The organism is Sphingosinicella xenopeptidilytica (assembly GCF_042676985.1).
GTDB lineage: Bacteria > Pseudomonadota > Alphaproteobacteria > Sphingomonadales > Sphingomonadaceae > Sphingosinicella > Sphingosinicella xenopeptidilytica.
In genome coordinates this window covers 119466-143684 of the sequence record NZ_JBHTIK010000012.1, presented here as the reverse complement: position 1 = coordinate 143684, position 24219 = coordinate 119466, and the positions used below count along the sequence as shown (strand labels likewise).

At 65.6% G+C, this 24219-nt stretch carries 24 protein-coding genes; 7 read left to right on the top strand and 17 right to left on the bottom strand.

The window, feature by feature from the left end:
- Nucleotides 1–57: 57 nt before the first annotated feature.
- The 4 genes from mtnA to ACFQ00_RS16230 are packed head-to-tail and all read right to left on the bottom strand — an operon-like array spanning nucleotide 58 to nucleotide 2890.
- Nucleotides 58–1113: an S-methyl-5-thioribose-1-phosphate isomerase gene (mtnA, locus tag ACFQ00_RS16245; protein ID WP_381493164.1), complete on the bottom strand. Its 1056-nt coding sequence runs from the start codon at nucleotides 1111–1113 to the stop codon at nucleotides 58–60.
- Nucleotides 1110–1733 (bottom strand): acireductone synthase, encoded by a 624-nt coding sequence (gene mtnC / locus ACFQ00_RS16240; RefSeq protein ID WP_381493161.1) that lies wholly within the window; start codon nucleotides 1731–1733, stop codon nucleotides 1110–1112. The genes mtnA and mtnC overlap by 4 nt, the downstream gene beginning before the upstream one ends.
- Complete coding sequence (locus ACFQ00_RS16235; RefSeq protein WP_381493159.1) at nucleotides 1734–2273, bottom strand: 1,2-dihydroxy-3-keto-5-methylthiopentene dioxygenase; 540 nt, start codon at nucleotides 2271–2273, stop codon at nucleotides 1734–1736.
- A complete protein-coding gene (locus tag ACFQ00_RS16230; RefSeq protein WP_381493156.1) occupies nucleotides 2270–2890 on the bottom strand; it encodes a methylthioribulose 1-phosphate dehydratase in 621 nt (206 codons plus the stop codon). Before ACFQ00_RS16230 ends, ACFQ00_RS16235 begins: the two co-directional genes overlap by 4 nt.
- 65 nt (nucleotides 2891–2955) lie before the next feature.
- On the opposite strand from ACFQ00_RS16230, the gene ACFQ00_RS16225 reads away from it, so the two are divergent.
- Nucleotides 2956–4113: an aminotransferase gene (locus ACFQ00_RS16225; protein ID WP_381493153.1), complete on the top strand. Its 1158-nt coding sequence runs from the start codon at nucleotides 2956–2958 to the stop codon at nucleotides 4111–4113.
- Between the two features lie 3 nt (nucleotides 4114–4116).
- Here ACFQ00_RS16225 and ACFQ00_RS16220 read toward each other — a convergent pair whose 3' ends face one another.
- The 11 genes from ACFQ00_RS16220 to ACFQ00_RS16170 are packed head-to-tail and all read right to left on the bottom strand — an operon-like array spanning nucleotide 4117 to nucleotide 14782.
- Complete coding sequence (locus tag ACFQ00_RS16220) at nucleotides 4117–5769, bottom strand: AMP-binding protein (protein WP_449325423.1); 1653 nt, start codon at nucleotides 5767–5769, stop codon at nucleotides 4117–4119.
- Between the two features lie 5 nt (nucleotides 5770–5774).
- The gene (locus tag ACFQ00_RS16215; RefSeq protein ID WP_381493145.1) at nucleotides 5775–7373 is read right to left on the bottom strand and encodes an AMP-binding protein; all 1599 of its coding nucleotides are present in this window, start codon (nucleotides 7371–7373) and stop codon (nucleotides 5775–5777) included.
- A complete protein-coding gene (locus tag ACFQ00_RS16210; RefSeq protein WP_381493142.1) occupies nucleotides 7370–8773 on the bottom strand; it encodes an aldehyde dehydrogenase family protein in 1404 nt (467 codons plus the stop codon). The genes ACFQ00_RS16215 and ACFQ00_RS16210 overlap by 4 nt, the downstream gene beginning before the upstream one ends.
- A gap of 28 nt (nucleotides 8774–8801) precedes the next feature.
- Entirely contained in the window at nucleotides 8802–9893 is a 1092-nt protein-coding gene (locus tag ACFQ00_RS16205) for a TonB-dependent receptor (RefSeq protein ID WP_381493140.1), read from the bottom strand.
- Nucleotides 9871–11013 (bottom strand): TonB-dependent receptor, encoded by a 1143-nt coding sequence (locus ACFQ00_RS16200; RefSeq protein WP_381493137.1) that lies wholly within the window; start codon nucleotides 11011–11013, stop codon nucleotides 9871–9873. Before ACFQ00_RS16200 ends, ACFQ00_RS16205 begins: the two co-directional genes overlap by 23 nt.
- A gap of 29 nt (nucleotides 11014–11042) precedes the next feature.
- Complete coding sequence (locus tag ACFQ00_RS16195; protein ID WP_381493134.1) at nucleotides 11043–11510, bottom strand: cytochrome C; 468 nt, start codon at nucleotides 11508–11510, stop codon at nucleotides 11043–11045.
- On the bottom strand, nucleotides 11510–11950 hold the full coding sequence (locus ACFQ00_RS16190) for a c-type cytochrome (RefSeq protein ID WP_381493131.1): 441 nt from the start codon (nucleotides 11948–11950) through the stop codon (nucleotides 11510–11512). Before ACFQ00_RS16190 ends, ACFQ00_RS16195 begins: the two co-directional genes overlap by 1 nt.
- Before the next feature lie 2 nt (nucleotides 11951–11952).
- A complete protein-coding gene (locus tag ACFQ00_RS16185; RefSeq protein ID WP_381493128.1) occupies nucleotides 11953–12510 on the bottom strand; it encodes a methylamine dehydrogenase light chain in 558 nt (185 codons plus the stop codon).
- 12 nt (nucleotides 12511–12522) lie between these two features.
- The gene (locus ACFQ00_RS16180) at nucleotides 12523–13107 is read right to left on the bottom strand and encodes a redoxin family protein (protein ID WP_381493125.1); all 585 of its coding nucleotides are present in this window, start codon (nucleotides 13105–13107) and stop codon (nucleotides 12523–12525) included.
- Nucleotides 13104–13604, bottom strand: a complete 501-nt coding sequence (locus tag ACFQ00_RS16175; RefSeq protein WP_381493122.1) for a MauE/DoxX family redox-associated membrane protein — start codon at nucleotides 13602–13604, stop codon at nucleotides 13104–13106. Before ACFQ00_RS16175 ends, ACFQ00_RS16180 begins: the two co-directional genes overlap by 4 nt.
- Complete coding sequence (locus ACFQ00_RS16170; RefSeq protein WP_381493119.1) at nucleotides 13601–14782, bottom strand: amine dehydrogenase large subunit; 1182 nt, start codon at nucleotides 14780–14782, stop codon at nucleotides 13601–13603. Before ACFQ00_RS16170 ends, ACFQ00_RS16175 begins: the two co-directional genes overlap by 4 nt.
- Before the next feature lie 255 nt (nucleotides 14783–15037).
- Here ACFQ00_RS16170 and ACFQ00_RS16165 point away from each other — a divergent pair, with 255 nt between their 5' ends.
- On the top strand, nucleotides 15038–15703 hold the full coding sequence (locus tag ACFQ00_RS16165) for a TetR/AcrR family transcriptional regulator (protein WP_381493116.1): 666 nt from the start codon (nucleotides 15038–15040) through the stop codon (nucleotides 15701–15703).
- 42 nt (nucleotides 15704–15745) lie between these two features.
- Here the strand turns inward: ACFQ00_RS16165 and ACFQ00_RS16160 are convergent, their stop codons facing one another.
- The gene (locus ACFQ00_RS16160; protein WP_381493114.1) at nucleotides 15746–17101 is read right to left on the bottom strand and encodes a cytochrome B6; all 1356 of its coding nucleotides are present in this window, start codon (nucleotides 17099–17101) and stop codon (nucleotides 15746–15748) included.
- A gap of 226 nt (nucleotides 17102–17327) precedes the next feature.
- Here ACFQ00_RS16160 and ACFQ00_RS16155 point away from each other — a divergent pair, with 226 nt between their 5' ends.
- Nucleotides 17328–18131, top strand: coding sequence for an HAD-IIA family hydrolase (locus tag ACFQ00_RS16155; protein ID WP_381493111.1), 804 nt, complete (start codon nucleotides 17328–17330; stop codon nucleotides 18129–18131).
- Here the strand turns inward: ACFQ00_RS16155 and ACFQ00_RS16150 are convergent.
- The gene (locus ACFQ00_RS16150; protein WP_381493108.1) at nucleotides 18118–18993 is read right to left on the bottom strand and encodes a MurR/RpiR family transcriptional regulator; all 876 of its coding nucleotides are present in this window, start codon (nucleotides 18991–18993) and stop codon (nucleotides 18118–18120) included. The two genes, ACFQ00_RS16155 and ACFQ00_RS16150, sit on opposite strands and share 14 nt — an antisense overlap.
- A 261-nt stretch (nucleotides 18994–19254) precedes the next feature.
- Between ACFQ00_RS16150 and ACFQ00_RS16145 the strand changes: the two genes are divergently transcribed.
- The 4 genes from ACFQ00_RS16145 to phnE all read left to right on the top strand — a co-directional run bounded on the left by ACFQ00_RS16145 (nucleotide 19255) and on the right by phnE (nucleotide 24208).
- Nucleotides 19255–21417 (top strand): TonB-dependent receptor plug domain-containing protein, encoded by a 2163-nt coding sequence (locus ACFQ00_RS16145; RefSeq protein WP_381493105.1) that lies wholly within the window; start codon nucleotides 19255–19257, stop codon nucleotides 21415–21417.
- A gap of 105 nt (nucleotides 21418–21522) precedes the next feature.
- On the top strand, nucleotides 21523–22434 hold the full coding sequence (locus ACFQ00_RS16140; RefSeq protein WP_381493102.1) for a phosphate/phosphite/phosphonate ABC transporter substrate-binding protein: 912 nt from the start codon (nucleotides 21523–21525) through the stop codon (nucleotides 22432–22434).
- A gap of 2 nt (nucleotides 22435–22436) precedes the next feature.
- Nucleotides 22437–23216: a phosphonate ABC transporter ATP-binding protein gene (locus ACFQ00_RS16135; RefSeq protein ID WP_381493099.1), complete on the top strand. Its 780-nt coding sequence runs from the start codon at nucleotides 22437–22439 to the stop codon at nucleotides 23214–23216.
- Nucleotides 23213–24208 (top strand): phosphonate ABC transporter, permease protein PhnE, encoded by a 996-nt coding sequence (gene phnE / locus ACFQ00_RS16130; protein WP_381493094.1) that lies wholly within the window; start codon nucleotides 23213–23215, stop codon nucleotides 24206–24208. The genes ACFQ00_RS16135 and phnE overlap by 4 nt, the downstream gene beginning before the upstream one ends.
- Nucleotides 24209–24219 lie beyond the last annotated feature (11 nt).

Here is a 24219-nt window from a genome sequence, read left to right as displayed (position 1 = left end):
CTCCATTCTGGCTGTGTCCGTGAAAACGAACCAGTACGGCAGGCGTTCCGTGTGCACTCAGCGCATGAGGTCGGCAGACCCGATCACGCCGCGCTCCGTGATGAAGCCCGTCACGAGGCGTGCGGGCGTCACATCGAAGGCCGGGTTGTAGGCGGGCGAGGCCGTCACGCGCACGGTGGCGTGCCCTTCCGCAGCGGGGCCGGTGAGCAGTGCGAGCTCGTCAGGGTGGCGCTCCTCGATGGGCACATCCGCGCCGGTCGGCGTCGCCGGATCGAAGGTCGTGTAGGGTAGCGCCACGTAGAAGGGCACCCCGTTGTCGTGCGCCGCGAGCGCCTTCAGATAGGTGCCGATCTTGTTGCAGACGTCGCCGTTCGCGGTGACGCGGTCCGTGCCGACGACGACGAGATCGACCTCGCCGCGCTGCATCAAGAGCCCGCCCGTGTTGTCCGCGATCACCGTGTGCGCCACGCCGTGCCCGGCGAGTTCGAACGCAGTGAGCAGCGCGCCCTGGTTGCGCGGCCGTGTTTCGTCCACCCATACATGCACGGGCAGCCCCTCGTCCTGCGCCAGATAGATGGGCGCGGTCGCGGTGCCGTAATCGACAGTGGCGAGCCAGCCGGGATTGCAGTGGGTGAGGATGTTGAGGGTGCGGCCCGGATTGCGCTGGTGCAGATCGCGCAGCAGTTCGAGCCCATGCGCGCCGATCGCCCGGTTGAGCGCCACGTCCTCGTCGCAGATCGCGTCGGCACGCGCAAACGCCGCTTCACCGCGCATCGGCGCGGGCAACGGGCGCACGGCCTTCGCCACTTCATCGAGCGCCCAGCGCAGATTCACCGCCGTCGGCCGCGCCTCGGCAAGCAGGTGATAAGCCGCGTCCAGCGCAGCATCCGATCCGTCCTCGGCAAGCGCCATCGCAAGGCCGTAGGCGGCGGTCGCACCGATCAGCGGCGCCCCGCGCGTCCACATCTCGCGGATCGCGCGTTCGGCATCGGCGGCGGTGCGCAACTCCACCCATACGATCTCCCAAGGCAGGCGGCGCTGATCGAGGATGCGCGCGCCCTTGCCGTCCGCGGTGCGCGCGATCGAGCGGCGGTGTTCGCCTTCCAGCCTCACAGGGTGATCTCCGCGAACGAAGCCGCATCGCCCGCTCCCGCTTCCCGGTCGACGAGGCAGGTCTTGAGGCCAGCCCCGCGCGCCGCTTCAATCTCGGGCACGCTGTCGGAGAGGAACAGGATTTCCTGCACCGCCAGGCCGATTTCAGCCGCGATGCGGCTGTACGACTCGGCCTCCTTCTTCGGCCCGGTCGTGGTGTCGAAATAGCCGGAAAAGAGCGGCGTCAGATCGCCCGCATTGCTGTGCCCGAAGATCAGTTTCTGCGCCGCCACCGATCCCGAAGAATAGACGTAGAGGTTAAGGCCGTCCGCGTGCCAGCGCCGCAACGCCTCGGCCGCGTCGGGATAGACGTGCCCTTCGAGCGTGCCGTCCGCGTAGCCTTCCGCCCAGATCAGCCCCTGCAGCGTCTTGAGCGCGGTTTCCTTGCGATCCTCGTCGATCCAGCGCGTCAGCGTCTCTACCGGGTTGCCGGGCACGTCCTTCAGGATCGGCGCGGCGTCCTCGGGGTGCGCCGCGATCCAGTCCGCCAGCCGTGCCCGCGCATAGGGAAACAGCGTGTCGGTGACGAAGGCGATGCTGCTTGTGGTGCCTTCGATGTCGGTGAGAACCGCTTTCACCATTCAGGCGAGCGCCGGTTCGTGGCGCGGAAAGCGCTCGGCAATGTCGTCGCCCGTGAATTGTGCCACCCAGCCGTCGGGATTTATGAACAGCCGGATCGCGGTGAAGCGCGGGCTCGGCCCCATGTCGAACCAGTGCCGCATCCCGGCGGGCACGGCGATGAGGTCGCCCTTCGTGCAGAGCATGTTGAACACGCGGCCGTCCTCGTGGAGCGTGAACAGCCCTTCGCCGTCCACGAAGAAGCGCACCTCGTCCTCCATGTGGCGATGCTCCGAGAGGAACTTTTGCCGGAACACGGCGCGATCGGGGTGGTCGGGTACCATGCTCACCACATCGACCGCCTGATAGCCGCCGATCACCTTCAGCCGCTCGATCTCCTCAGCATAGGCCGCGAGCGTATCGCCACCCGGCACGTCGCGCGTCGGCCAGCGCTCGAAGCGCACGCCGATCCCCTCCAGCGCCTCCGCGATCCCGGCGGCATCGGCGGTTTCCAGAAGCGGACGCTCCGGCGCGTTCTCTGCGTAGACGGTAAGGTGGCTCATGCTTCCCTCCTCATGCTGCGTTCGGCGACCTCGCACGCGGCGAGCCATTCCGCCGCCTCGATCACGCGCTCGGCCTCGGCAATGTCGCGGCCCCAGCCGTAGAGTCCGTGCCCGCGGATGAGATAGGCGGGCGGCGGCGTTTCGCGGGCCAGATACGGTGCGATCGCCGCCTCGATCTCACGCATGTCCTGGCTGTTCTCGACGACCGGCAGGACGATCTCCGCCGTGTGCGTGGTCACGCCGGGAAACGCCTTCACAAGCTCGTGTCCCCGGATCGCCCAGTCCCCGCCAAAGACGCGCGACAGCGCCACCGCCTGCGCCGAATGGCTGTGCAGCACCGCGCCCACCTCGCGAAAGCGGCGGTAGAGCGACAAATGCAGCGCCGTCTCCGCGCTCGGGCGCTTGCCGTCGAGCGATGCCCCGCCCGCATCCACGCGCATCACACCGTCCGGGGTCAGGCGTCCCTTGTGCCACCCGGAAACCGTCACGGCGAAGCTGCCGTCGTCCAGCCGCACCGAATAATTCCCGCTCGTCGCGGGTGCCCAGCCCCGCGCGTCGAATGCGCGTCCCACGGCAACGATGGCTTCCGCAGCCTCGGCGAATGTGCTTGCAACCATGATGTTTCCTTAACCATCACCGCGGTGCTGGCGAAGCGGTTTCCGCTCTCCTATGACTCCTTCTCATGAATCCGCTCTACGCCAACCTGCCGACCACGATCTTCGAGAAGATGTCGGCGCTTGCCCGCGAAACGGGCGCCATCAACCTCGGGCAAGGCTTCCCCGACGCGGGCTGGCCGCGCGACGTGCTGGAAGCCGGCGCCCGCGCGCTCACCGAAGGCTACAACCAGTATCCGCCGATGCCCGGCATCGCAGCGCTTCGACAGGCGGTCGCCGATCACTACCGCCGCCATCAGGGCATCGATCTCGATTGGCAGCGCGAGATCACCGTCACCTCCGGCGCAACCGAGGCGCTCGCCGCGTCGATCCTTGCGCTCGTCAGCCCCGGCGACGAGGTGCTGATGATCCAGCCGATGTACGACGCCTACCTGCCGATGGTTCGCCAGGCAGGCGGCGTGCCGAAGCTGATTCGCCTCGAACCGCCCGAATGGCGGCTCACGGAAGCGGCGCTTGCCGAGGCCTTCACGCCCCGCACGCGCGTCGTTCTCCTCAACAACCCGCTCAATCCCACGGCGACGATGTTCTCCGACGCCGAACTCGCGCTCCTCGCCCGCTTCGTCGTCGCGCACGACGCCGTCGTCATCAGCGACGAGGTGTGGGAGCATGTCGTGTTCGATGGCCGCGCCCATTCGCCGATCATGGCGCAGCCGGGAATGCGCGAGCGGACGGTGAAGATCGGCTCGGGCGGCAAGATCTTCTCGCTCACCGGCTGGAAGGTCGGCTGGATGTGCGCCGCGCCGAAGCTCACGCACGCACTCGCCCGCGCGCACCAGTTCCTCACCTTCACGACACCGCCGAACCTGCAGGCGGCCGTCGCCTACGGGCTCGGCAAGGCGGACGATTATTTCACCACGATGCGCGCCGATTTCACCCGATCGCGCGACCGGCTGGCAAGCGGCCTCGAAGCCGCGGGCTGGAAAACGCTGCCGAGCGCAGGCACCTATTTCCTCTCGGTCGACCTTGCCGCCACCGGCATCGCGCTCGATGACGTGAGCTTCTGCGACCGGCTGGCGCGCGAGGGCGATGTCGTCGCGATTCCGGTGTCAGCGTTCTATGCCGAAACACCCGTCACATCGGTGGTGCGCTTCTGCTTCGCCAAGGCCGACACGACGATCGACGCAGCGCTGGAGCGCATGGCCCGCGCGCGATCGCTCTTCGGATAAGACCTAGCCCGCGAGTTCCGCGATCATGGTTTCGCGCATCACGAACTTCTGCACCTTGCCCGTCACCGTCATCGGGAAGGTTTCCACGATCCGCACATAGCGCGGCACCTTGTAGTGCGCGATGCGGCCGCGGCAGTGATCGCGCACCTCCTCCTCGGAGAGTACGATGCCGCCGCGCGTCATCACCCAAGCGCACAGCTCCTCGCCGAACCGGTCGTCGGGCACGCCGATCACCTGCGCGTCCGCGATGTGCGGGTGGGTGAGCAGGAACTCCTCGATCTCGCGCGGATAGATGTTCTCGCCGCCGCGGATCACCATGTCCTTGATGCGGCCCGTGATGCGGCAATAGCCCTTCTCGTCGATCGTCGCGACGTCGCCGGTGTGCATCCAGCCGTCTTCGTCGATCGCTTCGGCCGTGCGTACGGCATCGTCCCAATAGCCCTGCATCACCGAATAGCCGCGCGTGCAGAGCTCGCCTGCCCCGCCACGCGGCAGCGTCTCGCCTTCCGGCCCGACGATCTTCACCTCGAGATGCGGCTGCACGCGGCCCACCGTGGAGACGCGCTCCTCGATGGGATCGTCCATCGCGCTCTGGAAGCTCACCGGGCTCGTCTCGGTCATGCCGTAAGCGATCGTTACTTCGCTCATCCCAAGCCGGTCGATCACCTCGCGCATCGTCGCGATCGGACACGGCGAGCCCGCCATAATACCGGTGCGCAGCGAGGATACATCGAAACTCTCGAACTCCGGCCGCCCCAGCACGGCGATGAACATGGTCGGCACGCCGTAAAGCGCCGTGCAGCGCTCCGCCGAAACCGTCTCCAAAACCGCCAACGGATCGAAGCTCTCCGCCGGGTAGACCATCGTCGCCCCGTGCGCGAGGCAGGCAAGGTTGCCCATCACCATGCCGAAGCAGTGGTAGAGCGGCACCGGGATGCACACCCTGTCTGCCTTCGAAAGCCCGATGGCCGCGCCGACGAAATAGCCGTTGTTGAGGATGTTGCGATGCGTCAGCGTCGCACCCTTGGGGAAGCCCGTGGTGCCGCTGGTGAACTGGATGTTCACGGCATCGTTCGCATCAATCGGGATCGCGGCGAGCCGCGCAGTATCAATCTCAGCTTCGAGCGCATCGAAGTGCAGGCAGCCCGCGTGGGCCTCCTCGCCGATCGTCACGACAAGTCTGAGGTCCGGCAGCGCCCGTGCACGCAGCGTTCCGGGCGTCGCTTCCGCCAGCTCCGGCATCAGTTCGCGCAGCATGGCGACATAGTCGCTCGTCTTGTGCCGCACCGCCGTCACCAGCGCGCGGCAACCGACCTTCTTCAGCGCATATTCGACCTCGCTGGTGCGATAGGCCGGATTGATGTTCACGAGGATGATGCCGGCACACGCGGTTGCGAATTGCAGGATCGTCCATTCCGCACAGTTCGGCGCCCAGATGCCCACGCGATCGCCGGGGCGGACGCCCGCATCCAGCAGCCCGCAGGCCACGGCTTCGCTGCGCCGTTTCAGCTCCGCCCACGTCAGCCGCACGCCCTGATGCCGGACGACAAGCGCCTCGCCATCCGGGTCACGCGCCGCAGCCTCCGCCAGCATCGCGCCGATCGGCTTCTCGATCAGCGGCGGTTCGCCTGCGCCCGTGACGTGGCTCAAGCCCAAATGACTCAAGCCTTGCGATTCTCCCCGGACCATTCCTGCTCCCTCAATTCCTTGCGCCGGATTTTGCCGCTCACTGTCTTGGGCAGCGATGCGACGAATTCGATCTTGCGCGGATACTTATAGGGCGCCGTCGTGGATTTTACATGCGTTTGCAAGGCCTCAACGAGCGCATCCGAAGCGGCGTGCCCGGCCGCGAGCACCACGAACGCCTTCACCACCTCGCCGCGCGTCGGATCGGGGCTCGCCACGACGGCGCTTTCGGCGACCGCCGGATGCTCGAACAGCGCGCTTTCCACCTCGAACGGCCCGATCCGGTATACCGCCGACAGGATCACGTCATCGGCGCGGCCGACGAACCAGAAGAAGCCGTCCGCATCCACAAAGGCGCGGTCTCCGGTCAGATACCAGCCGTCGCGGAACACGCTCGCCGTGCGTTCGTCGTCGTCGCGGTAGCCAAGAAAGAGCCCCGGCGGGCGCCCCTCCGCAACGCGCAGCGCGATGTCGCCTTCCTCAGCCGGCGGCAGGCGCTCGCCGCCCTCGCCGATCACGGCAAGGTCGATGCCGGGTGCGGGCCTTCCCATCGCGCCCTGCCGCTCCGCACCCTCGCGGTTGCAGCACAGCATCACCGTTTCGGTCTGGCCGTAGCCGTCGTGGATCGAAAGCCCGGTCGCCGCGCGCCACAGGTCGATCACCTCGGGATTGAGCGGTTCGCCCGCGCTCACGCAGCGCCGCAGCGTCTCGAAGCGCCGCGTGCCGAGATCGGAGCGCACGAACATGCGGTACGCGGTCGGCGGCGCGCACAGTGTCGTCACCGGATATCTGGCAAGGAGGCCAAGCACCGCCTCCGCATCGAAGCCCGGCGCATGATAGGCGAAGATACCCGCGCCCATCATCCACGGCGCGAACAGGCTGGACCACGCCGCCTTCGCCCAGCCCGTGTCGGACACGTTCCACATCAGGTCGCCGGGACCGAGATCGAGCCAGTAGCGCGCCGTGATCTCGTGCGCGAGCGGATAGCCCGCGCCGTGGATCGTCATCTTCGGGTTTCCGGTGGTGCCGCTGGTGAAATAGCAGAGAGCGGGATCATCGAATGCCGTGTCGGCGATCTCCGTGAGCGGCTCCGCCTTCGCGGCAAGCGCCGAATAGTCGCCCCAGCCCGAACGCGGCCCGCCGATATGGAGCTTCGCGATTGCATCATCGCCAAGCGCGGCATCGACGCGGTCTGCGATATCCGCACCCGCGATCACGCACACGGCCTGCGCCGCCGTGCGGCGGTAGGCGATGTCCTTGGGCATCAGCTGCACCGTGCCGGGCGAGGCGATGGCGCCAAGCCGGAGGCAACCGAGCATCAGCTCCCACCATTCGAGTTCGCGCGCCAGCAGGATCAGCACGGTATCGCCGCGCTTCACCCCCGCGTTTTTCAGAACGGCAGCGGCCCGCGCCGCCCGTTCGTCAAGCGCGGCAAAGCTGATGTCCTCGACGCGGCCGCCCGCATCGACCCACAGCAGGGCACGATCGGTTCCGCGCTCGCGCGCAAGACGCTGCATCCGGTCCCGCGCGAAATTGGTTCGCGCGGGCGGATTCCACTCGAAAGGCACGGTCATCGCGCTTCGTTGATGATCTGCACCTGCGTGAATTCGTGCAGGCCTTCCTCGGCGAATTCGACGCCGATGCCGGATTGCTTGGCGCCGCCGAAGGGGATGTTCGGCCCGAAATCGAGGTGCTTGTTGATCCACACCGTGCCCGAATCCATGCGCGTCGCGATGTCGTAGGCCGTGTCGCGGTCCTTGCCCCACACCGAGCCGCCAAGGCCCCACGGCGAGGCATTGGCGCGTTCGAGCGCTTCTTCCGCATCATCGTAGCGAATGACCGGCAGAATGGGTCCGAACTGTTCCTCGTCCACGATGCGCGTGCCGTCCGAAACATCGCGTACGATCGTCGGTCGGATGAAGTAGCCGGGCCGATCCACGGTCTCGCCGCCCGCGATGATATTGCCGGACGCGCGCGCGTCGTCGAGGAAACCCTTCACCTTCTCGTACTGCATCTTGTTCTGCAGCGGGCCGATCTGCGCGCCCTGCGCGAGCCCATCGTCCACGATCGCCGCGTCCGCCAGCTTCGCGAGCTCGGCACAAAGATCCTCATAGATGGAAGAATGGGCGTAGACGCGCTTCACGGCGAGGCACACCTGCCCCGCGTTCATCATCGCTGCGCCGAAGATGCCGGGCGCGATCGTCTTGGGGTCGGCATCGGGCAGCACGATCGCTGCATCGTTGCCGCCGAGTTCGAGCGTGATGCGCTTGATGCTGGAGGCCGCGCTCGCCATCACCTTCTTGCCCGTCTCGGTGGAGCCGGTGAACGAGATCTTGGCGATATCCGGGTGCGTCGTCAGCTTGCCGCCGAGATCGTTCTGATCGGTCACGATGTTGATGACACCCGCCGGGAAAATCTCCGCGCAGAGTTCACCCAGTTTCAGCGTCGTGAGCGGCGTCGTCGGCGCGGGCTTGATAACGATGGTGTTGCCGGCGAGCAGCGCCATCGGCATCTTGAAGGCGACAATCAGCACCGGGAAATTCCACGGAATGATCGCGCCGACCACGCCCAGCGGCTTCCGCCGCATCTCGACGCGGCGGGTATCGTTGTCCTCGATCAGTCTGCTTTCGAGTTCAAGTGACGCGAGGTAACGCATGAACGCCGCCGTATAGGCGATTTCCGCTGTCGATTCGGAGAGCGGCTTGCCCTGTTCCTGCGTCAGCAGCCGGGCGAAGCTATCCACCTTCGCCTCGATCGCGTCGGCGAGTTTCAGGAGGAGATCACGGCGTTCCTGCATGGAACGCCGCGACCATGCGGGGAAGGCAGCCTTCGCGGCGGCAACCGCAGCATCGAGCTGGGCCTCCGATCCGCGCGGACAAACGGCGAGCACCTCTTCCGTCGCCGGGTTGATGACATCCATTGTCATATCGCCCGGCACCAGCGCGCCGCCGATCAGCAGCCGATAGTCGTCCATAACCGATCCTTCCCCAGTATCGTCGTCTTTAGAACTTGTAACCGACCGTCACGCCGTAAGTGCGCGGCGCGCCGATGTGATTGTAATCGAAACCGAAGCCCGCGAGCAGATCGACGCGCGAGGTGAAGTAGAACTCGTTGCCGAGGTTCTTGCCCCAGAGCGACGCGTTCCACCGGCCATCGGCACTTTCGTAGTCGATATGCGCGCTGAGCAGCGCATAGGCGCCCTGCTGCAGACGCGGCACGTTCAGCACTTCGAAATACTGGCTCGAAGCGTAGCTCACGTCGCCGTGCAGGCTCAGCTTGCCGGTATCCGAGTCCATCACGGTGAAGTCGAAACCGCCGTTGAAGGTCAGTGACGGCGCGTTCGAGAGTTCGTTCCCCGAAACGTCGACGCCGCTCACCGTGCCCTTCTTGATCTTGGAGTCCAGAATACCGACGCCCGCGCGCAGGCCGAGCATATCGCTTGCCCGGATGCTGAGTTCGGCCTCGCCGCCCATGATCCGCGATTTCGGAATGTTGAGCAGCGTTTGCGCTGCCGAGAGTGAATCGACGTTGATGAACTGCTGGTTGCGATAATCGTAGTAGAACGCTGCGAGATTGAGCGTCACGGCCCGGTCCGCGAACTGGGTCTTGGCGCCGATCTCGTATGCGTTCACCTTTTCCGGCTTCGCGATGGAAAGCTCGGACGGATCGAAGAACGCCTGCGCGTTGAAGCTGCTCGCGCGGTAGCCCCGGCTGAAGTGCGCGTAGATGAGATCGCCGTCCGCGAGCTTGAAGTCTACGCCGATCTTCCCGGAAATATTGTCGGTGCTGTATTTCAGGTTCGACGGCGGAATGAGGTTCACCACCAGAACTTCATCCGGGCCGTAGGCATTCGATTCGAAATCGGTCTGCCGCCCCGTGTCGTGCGTGTAGCGGAGGCCGCCGCGCAGCGTGATCGAGTCGGTGATATCGTAGTTCATGTCGGTATAGAGCGCGAAGCTCTTCTTCACCTGATCGAAGCTGTTGCGCGTCAGGCAGCCGACCGGAAGTCCGATCGCGCAGTCATCGGCGGTCACGCCCGGCAGGCCGTCGGAATCGATGTCCTTGCCGATTTCAAACGTGGTACGGTTGAACACTTTCTCGCGGTTGAAAATGGGCGCCGAGGATGAAGTCGAAGGGCCCGCCCGTATTGCTTGTCAGGCGCAGGTCCTGCGCGAACTGGTTCGCCTTGTCGTAATAGGGGATTTCCAGAAGCTCGCTCGCCGTGCCGTCCGTATCCTCGTAGAAGAACAGCTTGCCCTTGTCCCACGAGGTGATGCTGGTGACGGTGAGCGTGTCCGACACGTCGATGTTGCCGGTGAGCGCGAGCGAGTAGGTTCGCGCCTGGCGGCGTTCGGTGACGTTCGCCTCGATCTCGCGCTTGCTCAGCCCCGGCCGGACCGTCTCGGCGGGCTGCGCGTAAATGCCGTAGTTGCGCGGGTTCTGGTAGCTCGTCGAGCCGCGCAGGATGAAGCGCGCACCGTCGGTCGGTTCCAGCAGAACGGAAGCGCGCACCGCATATTCGCGCACGCCCGCAAGGTCGGGCTCGCCCGGCAGCTGGTTCTTGAACCAGCCGTCAGCGCGGGCGAAGGTGAAGGCGACACGCGCCGCCGCCTTGTCGCCCATCGGTACGTTGATCGCGCCGCTTGCGTCCATGCGGTTGTAATTGCCGTAGCCGAGATTGAGATAGCCGCTCGTCTCGCCGAGTTCCGGCGCGCGGCTGATGAGGTTCACCGCGCCGCCCGTGGTGTTCTTGCCGTAGAGCGTACCCTGCGGCCCGCGCAGCACCTCGACGCGCTCAAGATCGTACATCGCGACGCCGAGGAACGCGAAATTGCCCTTGTAGACCTCGTCGTAATAAGTCGCGACCGGGCTCGACTGGTTGAGGCTGTAGTCCGACATCGAAACGCCGCGCAGCGCGAAGATCGGCGTGTTGTCGCCGACGATGCTGGTGAGCTGCAGGTTCGCGACCTTGGTGACAAGTTCGTCGGCGTTCGTCACGCGTGATTTCGAAAGCTGGTCGCCGCCGATCGCAGAGACCGAGATCGGCACGTCCTGAAGCCGCTCGGCGCGCTTCGTCGCGGTGATGACGATTTCCGTGTCTGCCGGGGCAGCCTCGGTATTTTCCTGCGCGTTCGCGATCCCGGCGGTACCCGCCAGCAGAATCGGCACGACGGCAGCGAACGCGGCCGTCCTTCCTGAAATGGTCTTGGTCATGACTTCCCCTTTTTTGTTTTCCCTGAACTCTATGAGTCACCGCCCTCCGCAAGAGCGTTTATCTTTGCCATAAGCGCGGCCCGCACGACAGGTGCCTCGGTCCGCAGCGGAGCCCTGCGCAGCTTCCCCACTTCCGCTGCCGTATAGGGTTTGAAGTCCGCGGGCACATGCGCGCCGTCGAAGCGGTAGAGCGTCCAGTTCAGCAAGTCCGCGAGCTCAGCGTCGCCGACCGGTGCGGTCGCCACCCCCGGCACGCGCCCCAGATACTCGCGCCCGCCCGGCACATGCAGGAACTTCGCCACCACGCCCGCCATCGCGGGCGTCGTCTGGGCCGTGCCGGTGGCGTCGGGCCGGTGGCAGCCCTGGCATTTCAGGATCCAGTTCTGCCGCGCGAGCGCCGGATTGGAAACGCCCGTCTCGCGGGTGACACCCTGCGCCGCAAGCCCCGCACCGGCAACGCCGGCGAGAGCGGCAAGCGCGAGGATGCCGCGCAGCATCACTTGATCGCGGCCTTCAGTTCGGCGACCTGACGCGGGGTCAGCGCCGCGCCGCCCTTGCGGATACCGCCCACTTCGTCGGCACTGAAGCGCGTGACCTTCTTGTCGGCCGCAGCGATCGTGTCGAGCACATGGTTCAGAACCGCCGCGACCTCGTCGTCCTTCATCGGCTGCGCGGGCATGACGCCGCGATAGGTCTTGCCGTCGACGACGAGCGGCCCGGAGAGGCCGCGCGTCAACGCCAGCACCAGGAAACGCCGCCCGTCCGGCTTTGCCGCGAGCGCCGCGGGTTCCACCTTCAGCGAAGGGAACGCGCCCGGCACACCCGCACCGGTGGCGAGGTGGCACGCCGCGCAGCGCTTGTAGAGCGCCGGCCCATCTGCGGCCTCGGCCGCCGCGGGCAGCGCCATCAGCAGCATCGCGGCCGCGATACGCAGCATCGTCATTTCTCCAGCGCCACGCCGAGGATAACGGCGGTCGAGCAATTGTAGATCGCGCTCGACGTGCCAAGGCACCAGTTGATGTCGTTGTTCTCCTGCGGCCGCACCATCGGCCGGTCGCCCTCGTTGCGGTTGCACAGGCACCGCCCGCACGAGGATTTGCCGCAGCAGTCGTTGTAGCTGATGATGTAGGAGCGGTTGTCCGCCGGGTTGAGGCAGGTACCGATCCACGTGATCGGCGACATCTCCGTGCCCGGCGGGCAGGTGCTCGCCGTGCCCCCGCAGCATGAGCACAGGAAGCCGTCGATCGCGCAGTAGCGCCAGTAGTCGCAACTCGCCTGATCGCCCGGATCCTGCGGATTGCCCGTCGGCTGCGGCCCGATGCTGCCGCCGCCGCCGCCGTGCGCGGGGTTCGCCGCCGCATAGGCGCGCGAGACGGGCAGCACGGGGAACGCCGCAGCGCCGGTGATCGCGCCGCCGATCAGCGTCAGGATGCTGCGGCGCGAGGTGGTTTTCGCCACCCGGCGGGTGAGCGCTTCGGTGATCTTGTCGATGGCCATGGCTGCTTCCCCCTATCGTTTCGCAAGAAAGTCCTGGAGCGAGGCGACGCCGCGCTCCTTGGCTTCGAACAGGCTTTCAAGATGCTCGCGCGTGTTGACGAGGCCGAGCGAGGCGATCTTGCCGTCCTCGCCGATCAGCACCGCGTACGGCAGCTTCGACACGCCGAAGCGACGCCCCAGATCCTCGGAGAGGACGTAGGGGAAGCCCGCCAGCCCTTCGGCCATCATCAGGCGCCGGTGCGCGGCTTCATCGCCGTCGCTCGCGAGGATCGCATCGAGCCAGCCGCGCTCGGCGGCGGCGGCCGACTTGAACACGGGCAGCAGCGTCTTGCAGATGGGGCAGTCAGGCGAAAGGAAGAAGACCAGCTGGCTGCGGCCACGCGCGCCGCCGATCACGACAGCGTCGCCGCTCAGCGACTTCACATGCATTTCCGGGGCGACGTCACCGACCTTCACGCCCTGGTGGAGCGTCAGCGCGCCCGCGGGAGCGATCCGTTCGTGGAGCACGCCCACCTGCCGCGCGAGCGCCGCGACGAGCACGCCGAGCACGGCAACGGTGATCCAGAGCAGCACCTGTGAGACGACGATCATGCTCATGCGTGCCTCCAATGGGGTTGAGGGATGGACGCCAGTTCACCGGCGGCGGACTGCAGGCTGAAAAGCGCGAGCGCCGCAAACAGCGGCTCCGGCGAACCCGCGCCCGCGGGCAGCAGCGCTGCCGCACCGGCAAGGCCTGCGAAAAAGATGGCGCGCGCCGGAGCAAAGACCCGGGGAGCCGCGGTGTGCGCGCCAAAAGTGCAACCACAATCGAAAGCCTCGCCGCGGCGCCGTACCAGCAGCACCGCGTAGGTAAGCCAGAGCCCTGCGGCAATGGCGGCGCCGGCTGGCCGCGTTGCGGCGAACAGCAGGGCGATCGCCGCGAGAAGTTCGGTCGCGCCGGCCGCCGCGGCCAGCGCCTTGCCGAAGCCCGCGTTCGTGCCTGCAAGCCGCGCCGCCGCGCCCGCCATGCGTTCGGGCTGGAAGGCCTTGTGGGCCGCCGCCGACAGCAGGACGAGCGCGAGAAACAGCGCGATGCTGTCGCCCGCGAAGCTCATTTGCCCGACGCCGTCATGGTCATCGGATCGTTCGTAGCATCGACCACGGTGTGGAGGAAATCGCCGCTGTTCGCATCATAGACATCGAGGCTGCCGCTGGGCAGCGCGGCAACGAGATATGGCTTCGCGCCGGCCGTCACTTCGATCGAAAGCGTGTGGTTTTTCATCGCGATCTTGCGTGCGACCGTCTTCTTCGCCGTGTCCGCCACCCACACCTCGGTGCCGCCATTCTTGTGGCTGCCCGGCGCACCGTTCGGATCCATCAGCACATAGATGCGTCCGGCCGCGTCTGAGGAGGCGATCTGCCAGCCACCGGGACGATAGCCCTTCTCTGCATCTCCGGGGACCATCGCAAAACCGCCGAGATCGCGCGGCTTGTCGCCGGAAAAGTCGAACCCGCGCAGCTTGCCCTTGAAGCTGACGAACCACGCCGTCCGGCCCACCATCGCGGGGGTCATGAACCACGGGTCGTTGTCGATGTCGTTCACCGCCTTGCCCGCGCTCGTCGATTTCGCCTTGCCGGCCTCGTCGAGCAGCACCGTCATCATGGTGCCGTCCGCGCACAGCGAACTGAACCCGCGCGCGCCAGTCGGATACATTAGCGAACAGCCGGGCATGTCGATGTCGCCAAGGATCTTCCGTGCTTCAAGATCGACGACGGTGACCGAAGACCCCGGCGTGAAATTGAAGACGAGCATCCACTTCTCGCCGTTCGTGAACTGCATCGCGTTCCGCAGCGTCACGAATTGGCCGCGCTTGCCGCCCGGCAGCACGATCTCGCCCTTGGGCGCCAGCGTCGCCTTGTCCCAGATCGTGATCACGTCGGTGCGTTCCCCGCGCGTCAGCCGGGGATAGAACGTCTCACCCGTGTAGATTTCGCTGCCGGTCGTCGTCGGCAGAATCGTGCCGAACTGCGCGATCGACACATGCCCCTTCACCGAAGAGGACGGGCTCGACACGTCGACGATCGCCGCACGGCCATCGAGCAGGGCCTTGAAATGAAAATCATGCACATAGACGTAGCTGTCCGGATAGCGTTCGGGCAGCGTCGCGACCGACGGAATCGGTTCTTCGGGCAGCGGCTGCGGGAAGGCCTGCTGCGCATGGGCACTGATGGTGGCGGCGCTGCTCACGGCAAGCAGCAGCGTGGCGGCCAGAATCCCGGCGCGTCGTGACATGATTCCCTCCCTCAGCATCGCCATTCGACGAGTCGCACTTCCCTAAAGTGCGGAAATGATTTAGGTCTTGCGTCCAATTTTTGTCAAGCGTACTAATTTGTGGGTGCAAAATCAGCGCGCTAGAGCATCGCGCGGAAAAGTGGGAACCGGTTTTCCGCAAAAGCGATGCGGGCAAAAGAGATAGAGCAACCTGCGCGATTCCGGAATCGCGCAGGTTGCTCTAGACGCTCCGGCGAGAGTCGAAGGAGTCCCGTGTTGCCTGAGTTCATTGTTCCCGATCTGAAGGTCGTGCCACGCGAGGGCGGTTACGCGCGCGGACAGGATGGCATGGAGCAGATCCTGCGCGCGGCACTCACGATCATGGTCGAGCAGGGCTATAGCGCCGTGACGATGCGGGCGATCGCCAAGGCCTGCGACATGAAGCTCGGCAACATCACTTATTACTTCCCGACGCGCGACGAGCTCCTCCGCGCGCTCTTCGATGCCGTCATCAGCAGCTACGAGGAAGCGTTCGACGCGATCAGCCACGACGAGGGCGCCAGCGTGGAGGAACGCTTCGAAGGCCTCATCCGGCTGATCCTCGAAGACATCACCACCAAGAAGACGACGCGCTTCTTCCCGGAAATCTGGGCGCTCGCCAATCACGATCCGTTCGTTTCCGAACGCGTCGACGAGGTCTATCGCCGCGCGCGCGCCGTGCTCAACGAGCTGCTCGCGGAACTCAACCCGTCGCTGCCCGAGGACGAGCGCGAAACGGTCGCCCTGTTCATTTCCGCCTCGCTCGAAGGCACGACGATATTCGCGGGTCACGAAAAGCCGTGGCGGCACCGCATGGACTGGCTGGAAACCATCGCCTGCCGCGCCTACGTGCCGTTCGTCAAATCGCTGAAACCGGGCGATATCCGCAAGCCAACGCGCTGAAAGCGGAGTGCCCCGGCGCAGCGCCGGAGCACTCCTCGTGCCTCACAGCGTGTAGAGGAACGCAACCAGATCCTTCTTCTCGTCCGCCGTCAGTTTCGTCTGCAGCACGATGTTGAAGAACTCGACCGCGTCGTCGAGCGTCATCAGCCGGTTGTCGTGCAGATAGGGCGGCGAATCCTTGATGCCGCGCAGCGGGAAGGTCTTGATCGGCCCGTCCATCGCCGCGTAGCGCCCGTTGATCATCTTCGGCTTGAAGAAGCGTTCGGTCTTCAGATTGTGCATCAGATTGTCCGTGAAATACGGGCCGGAATGACACACCGAACATTGTCCCTTGCCGTTGAACAGCACCTCGCCGCGCAGCTCGGCTGCCGTCGCCTTCGCGGGATCGAGCTTGCCGAGCACATTCAGCTTGGGCGCCGGCGGGAAGTCCAGAAGCTCCTGGAACTCCGCCATGGCGTGCACCTGATCGGCGCGGTTCAGCGTGTTCACACCCTTCTTCGCGGCGGTCGTCGGGTCGCCGTCGAAATAGGCGGCGCGCTGTTCGAATTCGGTGAAGTCCTCCACCGTCTTCAGCGCGCGCTGCGATCCGAACAGCCGCTGGATGTTCACGCCGCGTAGCGAGGGCGTGTCGATCCGGTGGCGAAATTCGTTGGGCCGGATGTCGCCCACCGTATGCGTCGCATTGTTGGTGTGCCCGTTCGCATGGCAATCGAAGCAGGAAACGCCGAGGCTCGGCTCCAGGCTCCGGCGATCGTCGGTGTTGTTGAACTGCTGCTGCGGGAACGGCGTCACCAGCAGGCGCAAACCATCGAGCTGCTTGGGATTGAGCGCGTCCTTGAACAGATCGTAGTAGTTCTGCGTCGTCACCAGCTGCCCGCGCGACACGTCGCCAAGGTCCGGCCGCGTCGTCAGGTAGATCGGCGCCGGGAATTCCGCGAGCATGTGTTCAGGCAGGTCGAAATCGAGGTCGAAGCGCGAGATGTCGCGCCCCGCATCCTTCTTCGTCCGGTCGATCACGTGCTTGGGAAAGATCATGCCGCCCGCTTCGTGGTGCGGGTGCGGCAGCGGATAGAAGCCCTCGGGCCACAGCGCCTTGTCGCGAACTTCATCCGGAGACATGGCCGCGAGCTGGTCCCACGTCGTGCCGGCCGGCAGCTTCACGCGCACGCCCGCTTGTACGGGCTTGCCGCCTGACATGGTGACACCGGCTGCGGGTCGATTGGCAAGATCGTAGCGCGCGGAGAGCAAGTCCTGCTGTCGTTTTGCAAACTTGGGCTTCTCGGCCTGAAGTTGTTTCACAAGATCGGCGAATGTCATGGGATTGGCGGCAAATGTTGCAGCGCCGCAAAACAGGACCACGGCAGATGACAAGGCACCTGCGAGCAACCTCTTCTTCATGAAAACCTCCCCGTTTTTGAAGAATCGGACGTCAACGCTCACACTGTCCGGGAAATAACATACGCCCGGTTCGGCTTTTCCTTTCGGGCATAATTTCAATCAGCCAGATCGAATTTGTCGATAACGCGCCCGCCGGCCTCGCGATTCTCAAAATTGAAACTTGCTCATTTATATATCGTTCGTATATTGAGTATAAGAGATCAGAAACGGCGGGGAGACCGGCGGAGTGTCAGTTGCAAGCCTGGGCGTCCGCCGCGCCCCTGTCCGCTGCGATGCCAGCCTCGGTTTCGGCGAAGCCCCCCTGCGCCCCCGCGCACTGCTCGTCGACTGGGACGGCTGCCTCGCGATCGGCAACCGCCTCCAGCCCGGCGCAGCGTCTCTGTTGTCTTGCTGGCAGGGCCGCGTCGTTATCGTCTCGAACAACAGCACGCATCTCCCCCACCAGATCGCCCGCATCCTCGACGACGCCGGCCTCGCCATTCCAGCAGACCGCATCCTCCTCGCCGGCTACGAGACGATCCGCATCGCCGCCGAGAGTTCATGGCGCCGGGCGATGATCCTCGGCGATCCGCGCCTGCGCGCCGCCGCCCGCGCGCTCGGCATCAGCGTCGCGCGCGAGGCGCCGGAGGTCGTCGTGCTGCTGCGCGACACGCGCTTCACCTTCCGCCAGCTCGAGCGCGCCGCGAACGCGATCCTGCGCGGCGCGGCGCTGCTGGTCTCGAACGCCGATCTCAATCACCCCGGCCCCGGCGGCGAGGTCGTGCCCGAAACCGGCGCGCTGCTCGCGGCGCTGCTCGCGGCGACAGGCAAGCGGCCACTCGACTACCAGCTCGTCGGCAAGCCCTCCCCGCGCCTCTTCATGCGCGCGTGCGACCTCCTCGATATCCCGCCCGAGGATGCGCTGATGATCGGCGACAACCCGGACACGGATGTCGCAGGCGCGGCCGCCGTGGGTATGCCTTGCGTCACCATCGGCGGCGCGGCGGGGCGCACACTCGAATCGGTGGCGGCAAGCCTCAGAACCGCTTGATCGAGAGGATGTCAAAGGTCCGCCGCAGCGTGTCCGTCGCGCGGTCGTAGTCGGCGAGCGCGAGCGCGGCGATCAGCGCGTCGATCACGCACAGCTGCGCGATGCGGCTCGCCATCGCCTCGGTACGGAAACGCGTTTCGCGCGCCATCGTGTAGAGCAGGATGTCAGCGTGGCTCTGGATCGGCGAGCGCGCATAGTTGGTGATCACCACCGTCTTCGCACCCGCCTCGTGCGCAAGGCGCGTCGCGGTGAGCGTTTCGTGCGTGGCACCGGTATGCGAGATCGTCAGCACCGCCACGTCCGGCCCCGTGCGCGAGGCGCTGATCGCCTGGATATGGCTGTCCGTCATCGCGCGCGCGTCGAGGCCGATTCGCAGCATCCGGTAGTGCGCATCCTCGGCGATCGGCGCCGAGGAGCCGATGCCGTAGATCTCGATCCGTTTCGCCGCGCGCATCGCCGCCACCGCCTGCCCAAGCGCCTGCGGATCGAGCACCGAATGCGTGTCGCGCAGGGCCTGGATGCCGGAATGGAACACCTTGCGGCACACGGTTTCGAGGTCGTCGTCCTTCTCCAGATCCTCGTGGATGAACTGCACCGGGCGCACGATCTCTTGCGCGAGGCTGAGCTTCAGGTGCTGGAATCCCGTGAGGCCGAGGCTGCGGCAGAAATTGATGACGCTGCCTTCGCTGGCCCCCGTCGCCTCCGAAAGCTCGGTCACCGACATACGGACAACGCGCTCAGGCTCGGCGAGCACGAAGTCGGCGATTCGCCCGGCACCCTTGGGCATGGTGGGCCGTGCGATGCGGATTCGCGCCAGCGCATTTTCCACCGGCATCTGATCCCGCGCACCGCCCTGCGTCATTGAACACCCTTCGCCTGCAACGATTCCATCCCCACGACTGAGGAAAGCTCAGCCGAGCGGCAGCGTCAAGCAAAGCACCTCCGAAAATTCTGGCTCAATTTTTATTCATTCATGAAATGAGTATTTTTCACAAAGCTGTCATGAGCGACCCCTATGGCCGTGGCGAGCGCCGCCGGGGCCTCGCGAATCGGATGAGGGGAAGCCCCTCGCCGCTCACGGGCCGAGGCGCGCGTCAACGCGCTTCAACAAGGGGATTCTTCCGTGACGCCGACCCTCTCCCGTGCCGCCCTCCTTGGCTTCGTCCTCACCGGCTGCGCTCTGCCCGCGCTTGCCGCGGCCGATATGGCCGCCGCCGATCCGGGCGACGCCGCCGACAATGCCGAGACGATCATCGTCACCGGCCGTCAGCTCGAACAGCCGAGCGAACTCGCCGCCGGCGTCATCGAATTCGGCAACTCGGTCCAGATCGTCACCTCCGAGCAGATCGCGATGAGCGGCGCCACCAACTTCGCCGAGCTCGCGCAGTTCCTCATCAAGGGCGCCAACATCGGCTACTCGCCCGACGAGGGCGAATACACGATCCGCCTCGATGGCGGCGGCGATCGCGATACGCTCGTCGTGCTCGACGGCGTGCCGCTCTACGACCGCGGCCCGGCGCTCGAAGACATCTGGGGCTCGACCACGATCGACCCACACATGATCGAGCGCGCCGAGGTGTTCCGCGGCGGCAACAGCCTGTTCTTCGGATCGAACGGCGGCATCGGCGTCATCAGCCTCGTCACCAAGCGCCCGGACGGCACCAAGAAGTTCGAGCTCGGCGCCAACTACGGCTCCTTCAACACACGCGAAATCTGGGGCAATGCCTCCTTCCCGATCGATTCCGAAGGCCGCCACAGCATCATGGTCTACGGCGGCACGGTGCAAACCGATGGCCCGCGCATCTTCAGCCCGGAGTCTTATGTAGACAACGTCGCGGCCGCGGGCGGCATCCAGGAGTATCCGCTCAACCGCAGCAATATCGGCATCAAGTATCTCTGGAAGATCGACGACAAATCCGAATTCCGCCTGAACGGCCAGTACACGCAGATCGAATTCCACGATCCGTTCCCCGACAACGAAACCTATTCGCCGAACCGCGTGCGCTACCCGATCGTCGACTTCTCGCTCGATCGCCGCTGGTCGGACGCGCTCTACACCGAACTTACCGGTTACTGGAGCAATCCCAAGCTCAACAACACCGAAACCTACGCCGAGATCTGCCGCATCCCCACGGGCTGCATCAATCCCGACACGCGTACGCCGGTGGCGTTCGGCAAGGCGACCGGCCGATCGATCCCCTATGCCAACAAGGGCTTCGGCGACGCGTCCAAGGTCGGCGGCTTCCGCGAGCTCGGCCTCAATTTCCGCAACACGCTGACGCTGAAGGATATCGTCGAGGTCGTCGGCGGCGTGCAGGTCGTCTCCTACAAGAACGACTCCGATCCGGTGTTCCCGGTCGGCGACGCCTCCACCACGATTACCGGCCTCTATGCCGATCTGCGTCCGACGATCCCGTTCAGCCCCGATACGAAAATCTCGCTCGCCGCGCGTATCGATTTCGCGAAGGCGTTCAGCTCGAAAACGATCTGGAAGTTCGGCGTGCGTCAGCCGATCGGGGATTTCTACCTCCGCGCCAACGGCGGCACGTCCTACAGCACGCCGCGCAACACCGAGCTCTTCAACGAAAGCCCCACGCTCGTCGGCAACCCCGATCTCAAGACCGAAGAAACCAAGACCTACAACGCCGCCGCCGGCTACAGCCACGCCTTCGGCAACCTGCAGGTGAGCGCCGAACTCGGCTGGTTCACCACCGACATCACCAACCGCATCCAGACCACCTCCGGCCTCACGCCGAACACCTATTTCAACAACGACCGCGTCACCGAAATTCGCGGCCTCACCGCCGAACTCAATCTCGCGCTCGGCCAGAGCTGGACGGCGAACGTCAGCTACACCAAGCAGCAGGCGCGGCTCGACGGCACCACGCTCCAGATCAACGAGACGCCCGAATACATGATCCAGGGTACGGCCGCGTGGCACAGCCCGGACCAGCGCTTCCACATCACGCTCTACCCGCGCTATCAGGGCCCGGAATACGCGACCGGCGGCGTCGGCAATGCGCTTCGGCACAATTTCGGCAACTACTTCGTGATGAACGCCTCCCTCGGCCTCTGGCTCGGCGAGGAGCGCGACCACCGCTTCACGGTCCGCGTCGTCAACGTCTTCGATAAATATTATGCGGAGCGTTACGGCTACGGCAACATGCGCTTCAGCGAAGCCTTCGTCCGCGGAGAGATGACGACGAGCAGCCCCGAATACTACTACGGCTATCCGTTCGAGGGCAAACCGCGCAGCGTCTACGTCTCCTACAGCACGACGTTCTGAGGGAGGATGCGGGCCCGCTTCCCCGGGTCAGCGCGGGCCCGCATCACACACCTGTCATACGCGAATTCTAGGGACTCCGTTTTCGAAGAACCGATGGAGACTCGAATGAGACACTGGCTGACGGCGACACTCGCGACCCTCATCGGCATCGCATCGCCCGCGCTTGCGCAAACGGCGACGAAGCCGCTCTCGGTCGTGCTCATCCCCGCCGACGGCGGCACCGAAAGCGGCACGATCGCGGACTATCAGCCGGTGTTCAACGCGATCACGCGCAGCACCGGGGTGCGCTTCGATCTCAAGGTCGCGCAGAGCTACGGCGCCGTTGTCGAGGCGATGTGCGGCGGCCGTGCCGATGTCGCCTTCATGGGGCCGGTCACCTATCTTCAGGCACAGAAGCGCGGCTGCGCGAAGCTGCTCGCGGTCGGCGTGGAAAACGGCCAGTCCGTCTATTACGCGGGTTTCTTCGCGCGCAAGGAAGCGCCCTTCAAGAGCGTGAAGGATCTGCGCGGCAAACGCGTCGCGTTCGGTGACGTGAATTCGGCCTCGTCCTTCGTGTTCCCGATGGCGATGGTCATCGAGGCCGGGCTCGATCCCGTCCGCGATCTCGGCGAGATCCGCATGGCGGGCAGCCACGTGAACAGCCTGGCCGCACTGGTGCAGGGCCGTGTCGATGCGGCCGCGCTCTCATTCGATTCTTACGAGAAAGCCGTGCGACAGGGCGCGGTCGATCCGAAGAAGTTCAAAGTGATCGCGAAGAGCAGCCCGATCCCCTATCCGCCGATCGCCGTGAACAGCCGTATGGCACCGAAGCTTCAGGCGAAACTCCGCGCCGCCTTCGCCGACATCGCGCACGCGCCGGGCATGACGCCCGAGATGATCCGCGGCTATGGCGGCAAACGCATCGACGGCTACGACGTGAAATTCCCGGCATCGAAATTCAACGTCGCGGCATCGCGCATGGCGCTCGTCGACGACGATCTCAAAAGCCGCATCCTCACCAAGTCGGCGAGCCGCTGAGAATGGACGCGCCCGCCATCAGCTTCCGCAACATCGGCAAGCGCTACCCGGACGGCACGCGCGCGCTCGACGATGTATCGCTCGATGTGCCGCGTGGCCAGTTCTGCGTCCTCCTCGGTCCGTCGGGCGCGGGCAAGTCGACGCTGCTGCGCATGGCGAACCGCCTCGCCGAGCCGACCGAAGGCCGTGTCCTCATCGAAGGCCGCGATCTCACGCTCCGCACGGTGAAACCCATCCGCCGCCGGATCGGCATGATCCACCAGAGCTTCAATCTCGTCGGGCGCCTCAGCGTCGCATCCAATATCATGACGGGCGCACTCCCGGCGCTCGGCCCGACGCGCGTGCTTACCGGTCTCTTCCCGGAAACGCTGAAAACGAAGGCGTGTATGCTCGCGGCCTCCGTCGGCCTTGGTCCCCCGCACATGAGCCGCCGGGCGGACAGTCTCTCGGGCGGTCAGCAGCAGCGCGTCGGCATCGCGCGCGCATTCATGCTGGACCCCGCGATCGTGCTTGCCGACGAACCCGTCGCCAGCCTCGATCCGCGCATCAGCACCGATATCCTCGGCCTCATCCGCGATCAGGCGCGCGTGCGCGGTGCGACCGTGCTGTGCAGCCTCCACCAGATCGAACTCGCACGCGCCTTCGCGGACCGCATCGTCGCGCTGCGTCACGGGCGGCTGGTCTTCGACGGCACCCCCGCCGATCTCGACCGCAGTGCCATCCGCGCGATCTATGGCGAGGCGGGGCCGGTCCCCATCGCCAGCGGAGGGCTCGCGGCATGAACAGCACCGCCGCATGGCATTACCCGAGCCCGTTCGGAACGCGCACCGTCGCCATTGTTATCGCAGCCCTCGCGCTGCTCTGGATCACCGGCCAGCGCGTCGAGATCGGGCGCATGATCTCGATGACCGGAGAGGCCGCGCTCGCTGCTGTCGGGCTCATCCCCGAATCCGAAGTCGCGGACGGCTTCAGCGCGGTCGCGGGCAAGCTGTTTCCGCTCCAGATCTCCACAAGCACCGAGGTGAGCCGGATAGAGAATTTCGATCCCGCAAACCTGCCTCTGTTCGCGCATATCGAAACGGTAGAAACCACCACGCAGGCCCTCAACCCCGACACGCTCGAAATGGAACCGCGCGCCGAACGCACCACGGTTCTCGTCGAGCCGGTCGGCTATCTCGTCCACGTCGCCGCGAAGATGCTGGAGACGCTGGAGATCGCCCTGTGGGGCACAGTAATCGCGATCCTCATCGGCTTTCCGCTCGCGCTCGGCGCTGCGCGCAATATCACGCATTCGCCCGCGCTGCGCGGCCTCGCAGGCGCGGCGATCAGCCTGCTGCGCTCGATCCCGGAGATGATCAGCGCATTGTTCCTCGTCATCGCCTACGGCTTCGGGCCGATCGCGGGCATCCTCGCGCTCGCCTTCTACGGCGCGGGTTATCTCGGAAAGGTCTACGGCGAGGATATGGAGGGGCTGGACCCGCGCCCGCAGGAGGCGCTCGCGGCGGGCGGTGCCACCATGCTCGCGCAGCTCCGCTGGGCCGTGCTGCCGCAGGCGATGCCGCGCTTCATCGCCGCCGCGCTCTATGTGCTTGATCGCAACATGCGCATGGCGACCGTCATCGGTATCGTCGGCGCGGGCGGCATCGGGCAGGAACTCAAAGGCCGTTACGACATGTACGATTACGGCCATGTCGGCACGATCCTCGTTGTCATTTTTCTCGTGGTTTTCCTCCTCGACCGGGCGGCCGCGCACCTGCGCCGCGCGGCGCTCTAACTCTTAAAATG

What these genes read in the sequence shown, in the direction of transcription:
- ACFQ00_RS16215 (WP_381493145.1), bottom strand. Translation starts at nt 7,373, where the DNA reads ATGACCGTGCCTTTCGAGTGGAATCCGCCCGCGCGAACCAATTTCGCG.
- ACFQ00_RS16135 (WP_381493099.1), top strand. Translation starts at nt 22,437, where the DNA reads ATGGACGCGCCCGCCATCAGCTTCCGCAACATCGGCAAGCGCTACCCG.
- ACFQ00_RS16180 (WP_381493125.1), bottom strand. Translation starts at nt 13,107, where the DNA reads ATGAGCATGATCGTCGTCTCACAGGTGCTGCTCTGGATCACCGTTGCC.
- ACFQ00_RS16190 (WP_381493131.1), bottom strand. Translation starts at nt 11,950, where the DNA reads ATGCTGCGTATCGCGGCCGCGATGCTGCTGATGGCGCTGCCCGCGGCG.
- ACFQ00_RS16225 (WP_381493153.1), top strand. Translation starts at nt 2,956, where the DNA reads ATGAATCCGCTCTACGCCAACCTGCCGACCACGATCTTCGAGAAGATG.
- ACFQ00_RS16150 (WP_381493108.1), bottom strand. Translation starts at nt 18,993, where the DNA reads ATGACGCAGGGCGGTGCGCGGGATCAGATGCCGGTGGAAAATGCGCTG.
- ACFQ00_RS16170 (WP_381493119.1), bottom strand. Translation starts at nt 14,782, where the DNA reads ATGTCACGACGCGCCGGGATTCTGGCCGCCACGCTGCTGCTTGCCGTG.
- ACFQ00_RS16230 (WP_381493156.1), bottom strand. Translation starts at nt 2,890, where the DNA reads ATGGTTGCAAGCACATTCGCCGAGGCTGCGGAAGCCATCGTTGCCGTG.
- ACFQ00_RS16175 (WP_381493122.1), bottom strand. Translation starts at nt 13,604, where the DNA reads ATGAGCTTCGCGGGCGACAGCATCGCGCTGTTTCTCGCGCTCGTCCTG.
- phnE (WP_381493094.1), top strand. Translation starts at nt 23,213, where the DNA reads ATGAACAGCACCGCCGCATGGCATTACCCGAGCCCGTTCGGAACGCGC.
- ACFQ00_RS16210 (WP_381493142.1), bottom strand. Translation starts at nt 8,773, where the DNA reads ATGGACGACTATCGGCTGCTGATCGGCGGCGCGCTGGTGCCGGGCGAT.
- ACFQ00_RS16160 (WP_381493114.1), bottom strand. Translation starts at nt 17,101, where the DNA reads ATGAAGAAGAGGTTGCTCGCAGGTGCCTTGTCATCTGCCGTGGTCCTG.
- mtnC (WP_381493161.1), bottom strand. Translation starts at nt 1,733, where the DNA reads ATGGTGAAAGCGGTTCTCACCGACATCGAAGGCACCACAAGCAGCATC.
- ACFQ00_RS16140 (WP_381493102.1), top strand. Translation starts at nt 21,523, where the DNA reads ATGAGACACTGGCTGACGGCGACACTCGCGACCCTCATCGGCATCGCA.
- ACFQ00_RS16195 (WP_381493134.1), bottom strand. Translation starts at nt 11,510, where the DNA reads ATGCTGCGCGGCATCCTCGCGCTTGCCGCTCTCGCCGGCGTTGCCGGT.
- ACFQ00_RS16200 (WP_381493137.1), bottom strand. Translation starts at nt 11,013, where the DNA reads ATGACCAAGACCATTTCAGGAAGGACGGCCGCGTTCGCTGCCGTCGTG.
- ACFQ00_RS16235 (WP_381493159.1), bottom strand. Translation starts at nt 2,273, where the DNA reads ATGAGCCACCTTACCGTCTACGCAGAGAACGCGCCGGAGCGTCCGCTT.
- ACFQ00_RS16185 (WP_381493128.1), bottom strand. Translation starts at nt 12,510, where the DNA reads ATGGCCATCGACAAGATCACCGAAGCGCTCACCCGCCGGGTGGCGAAA.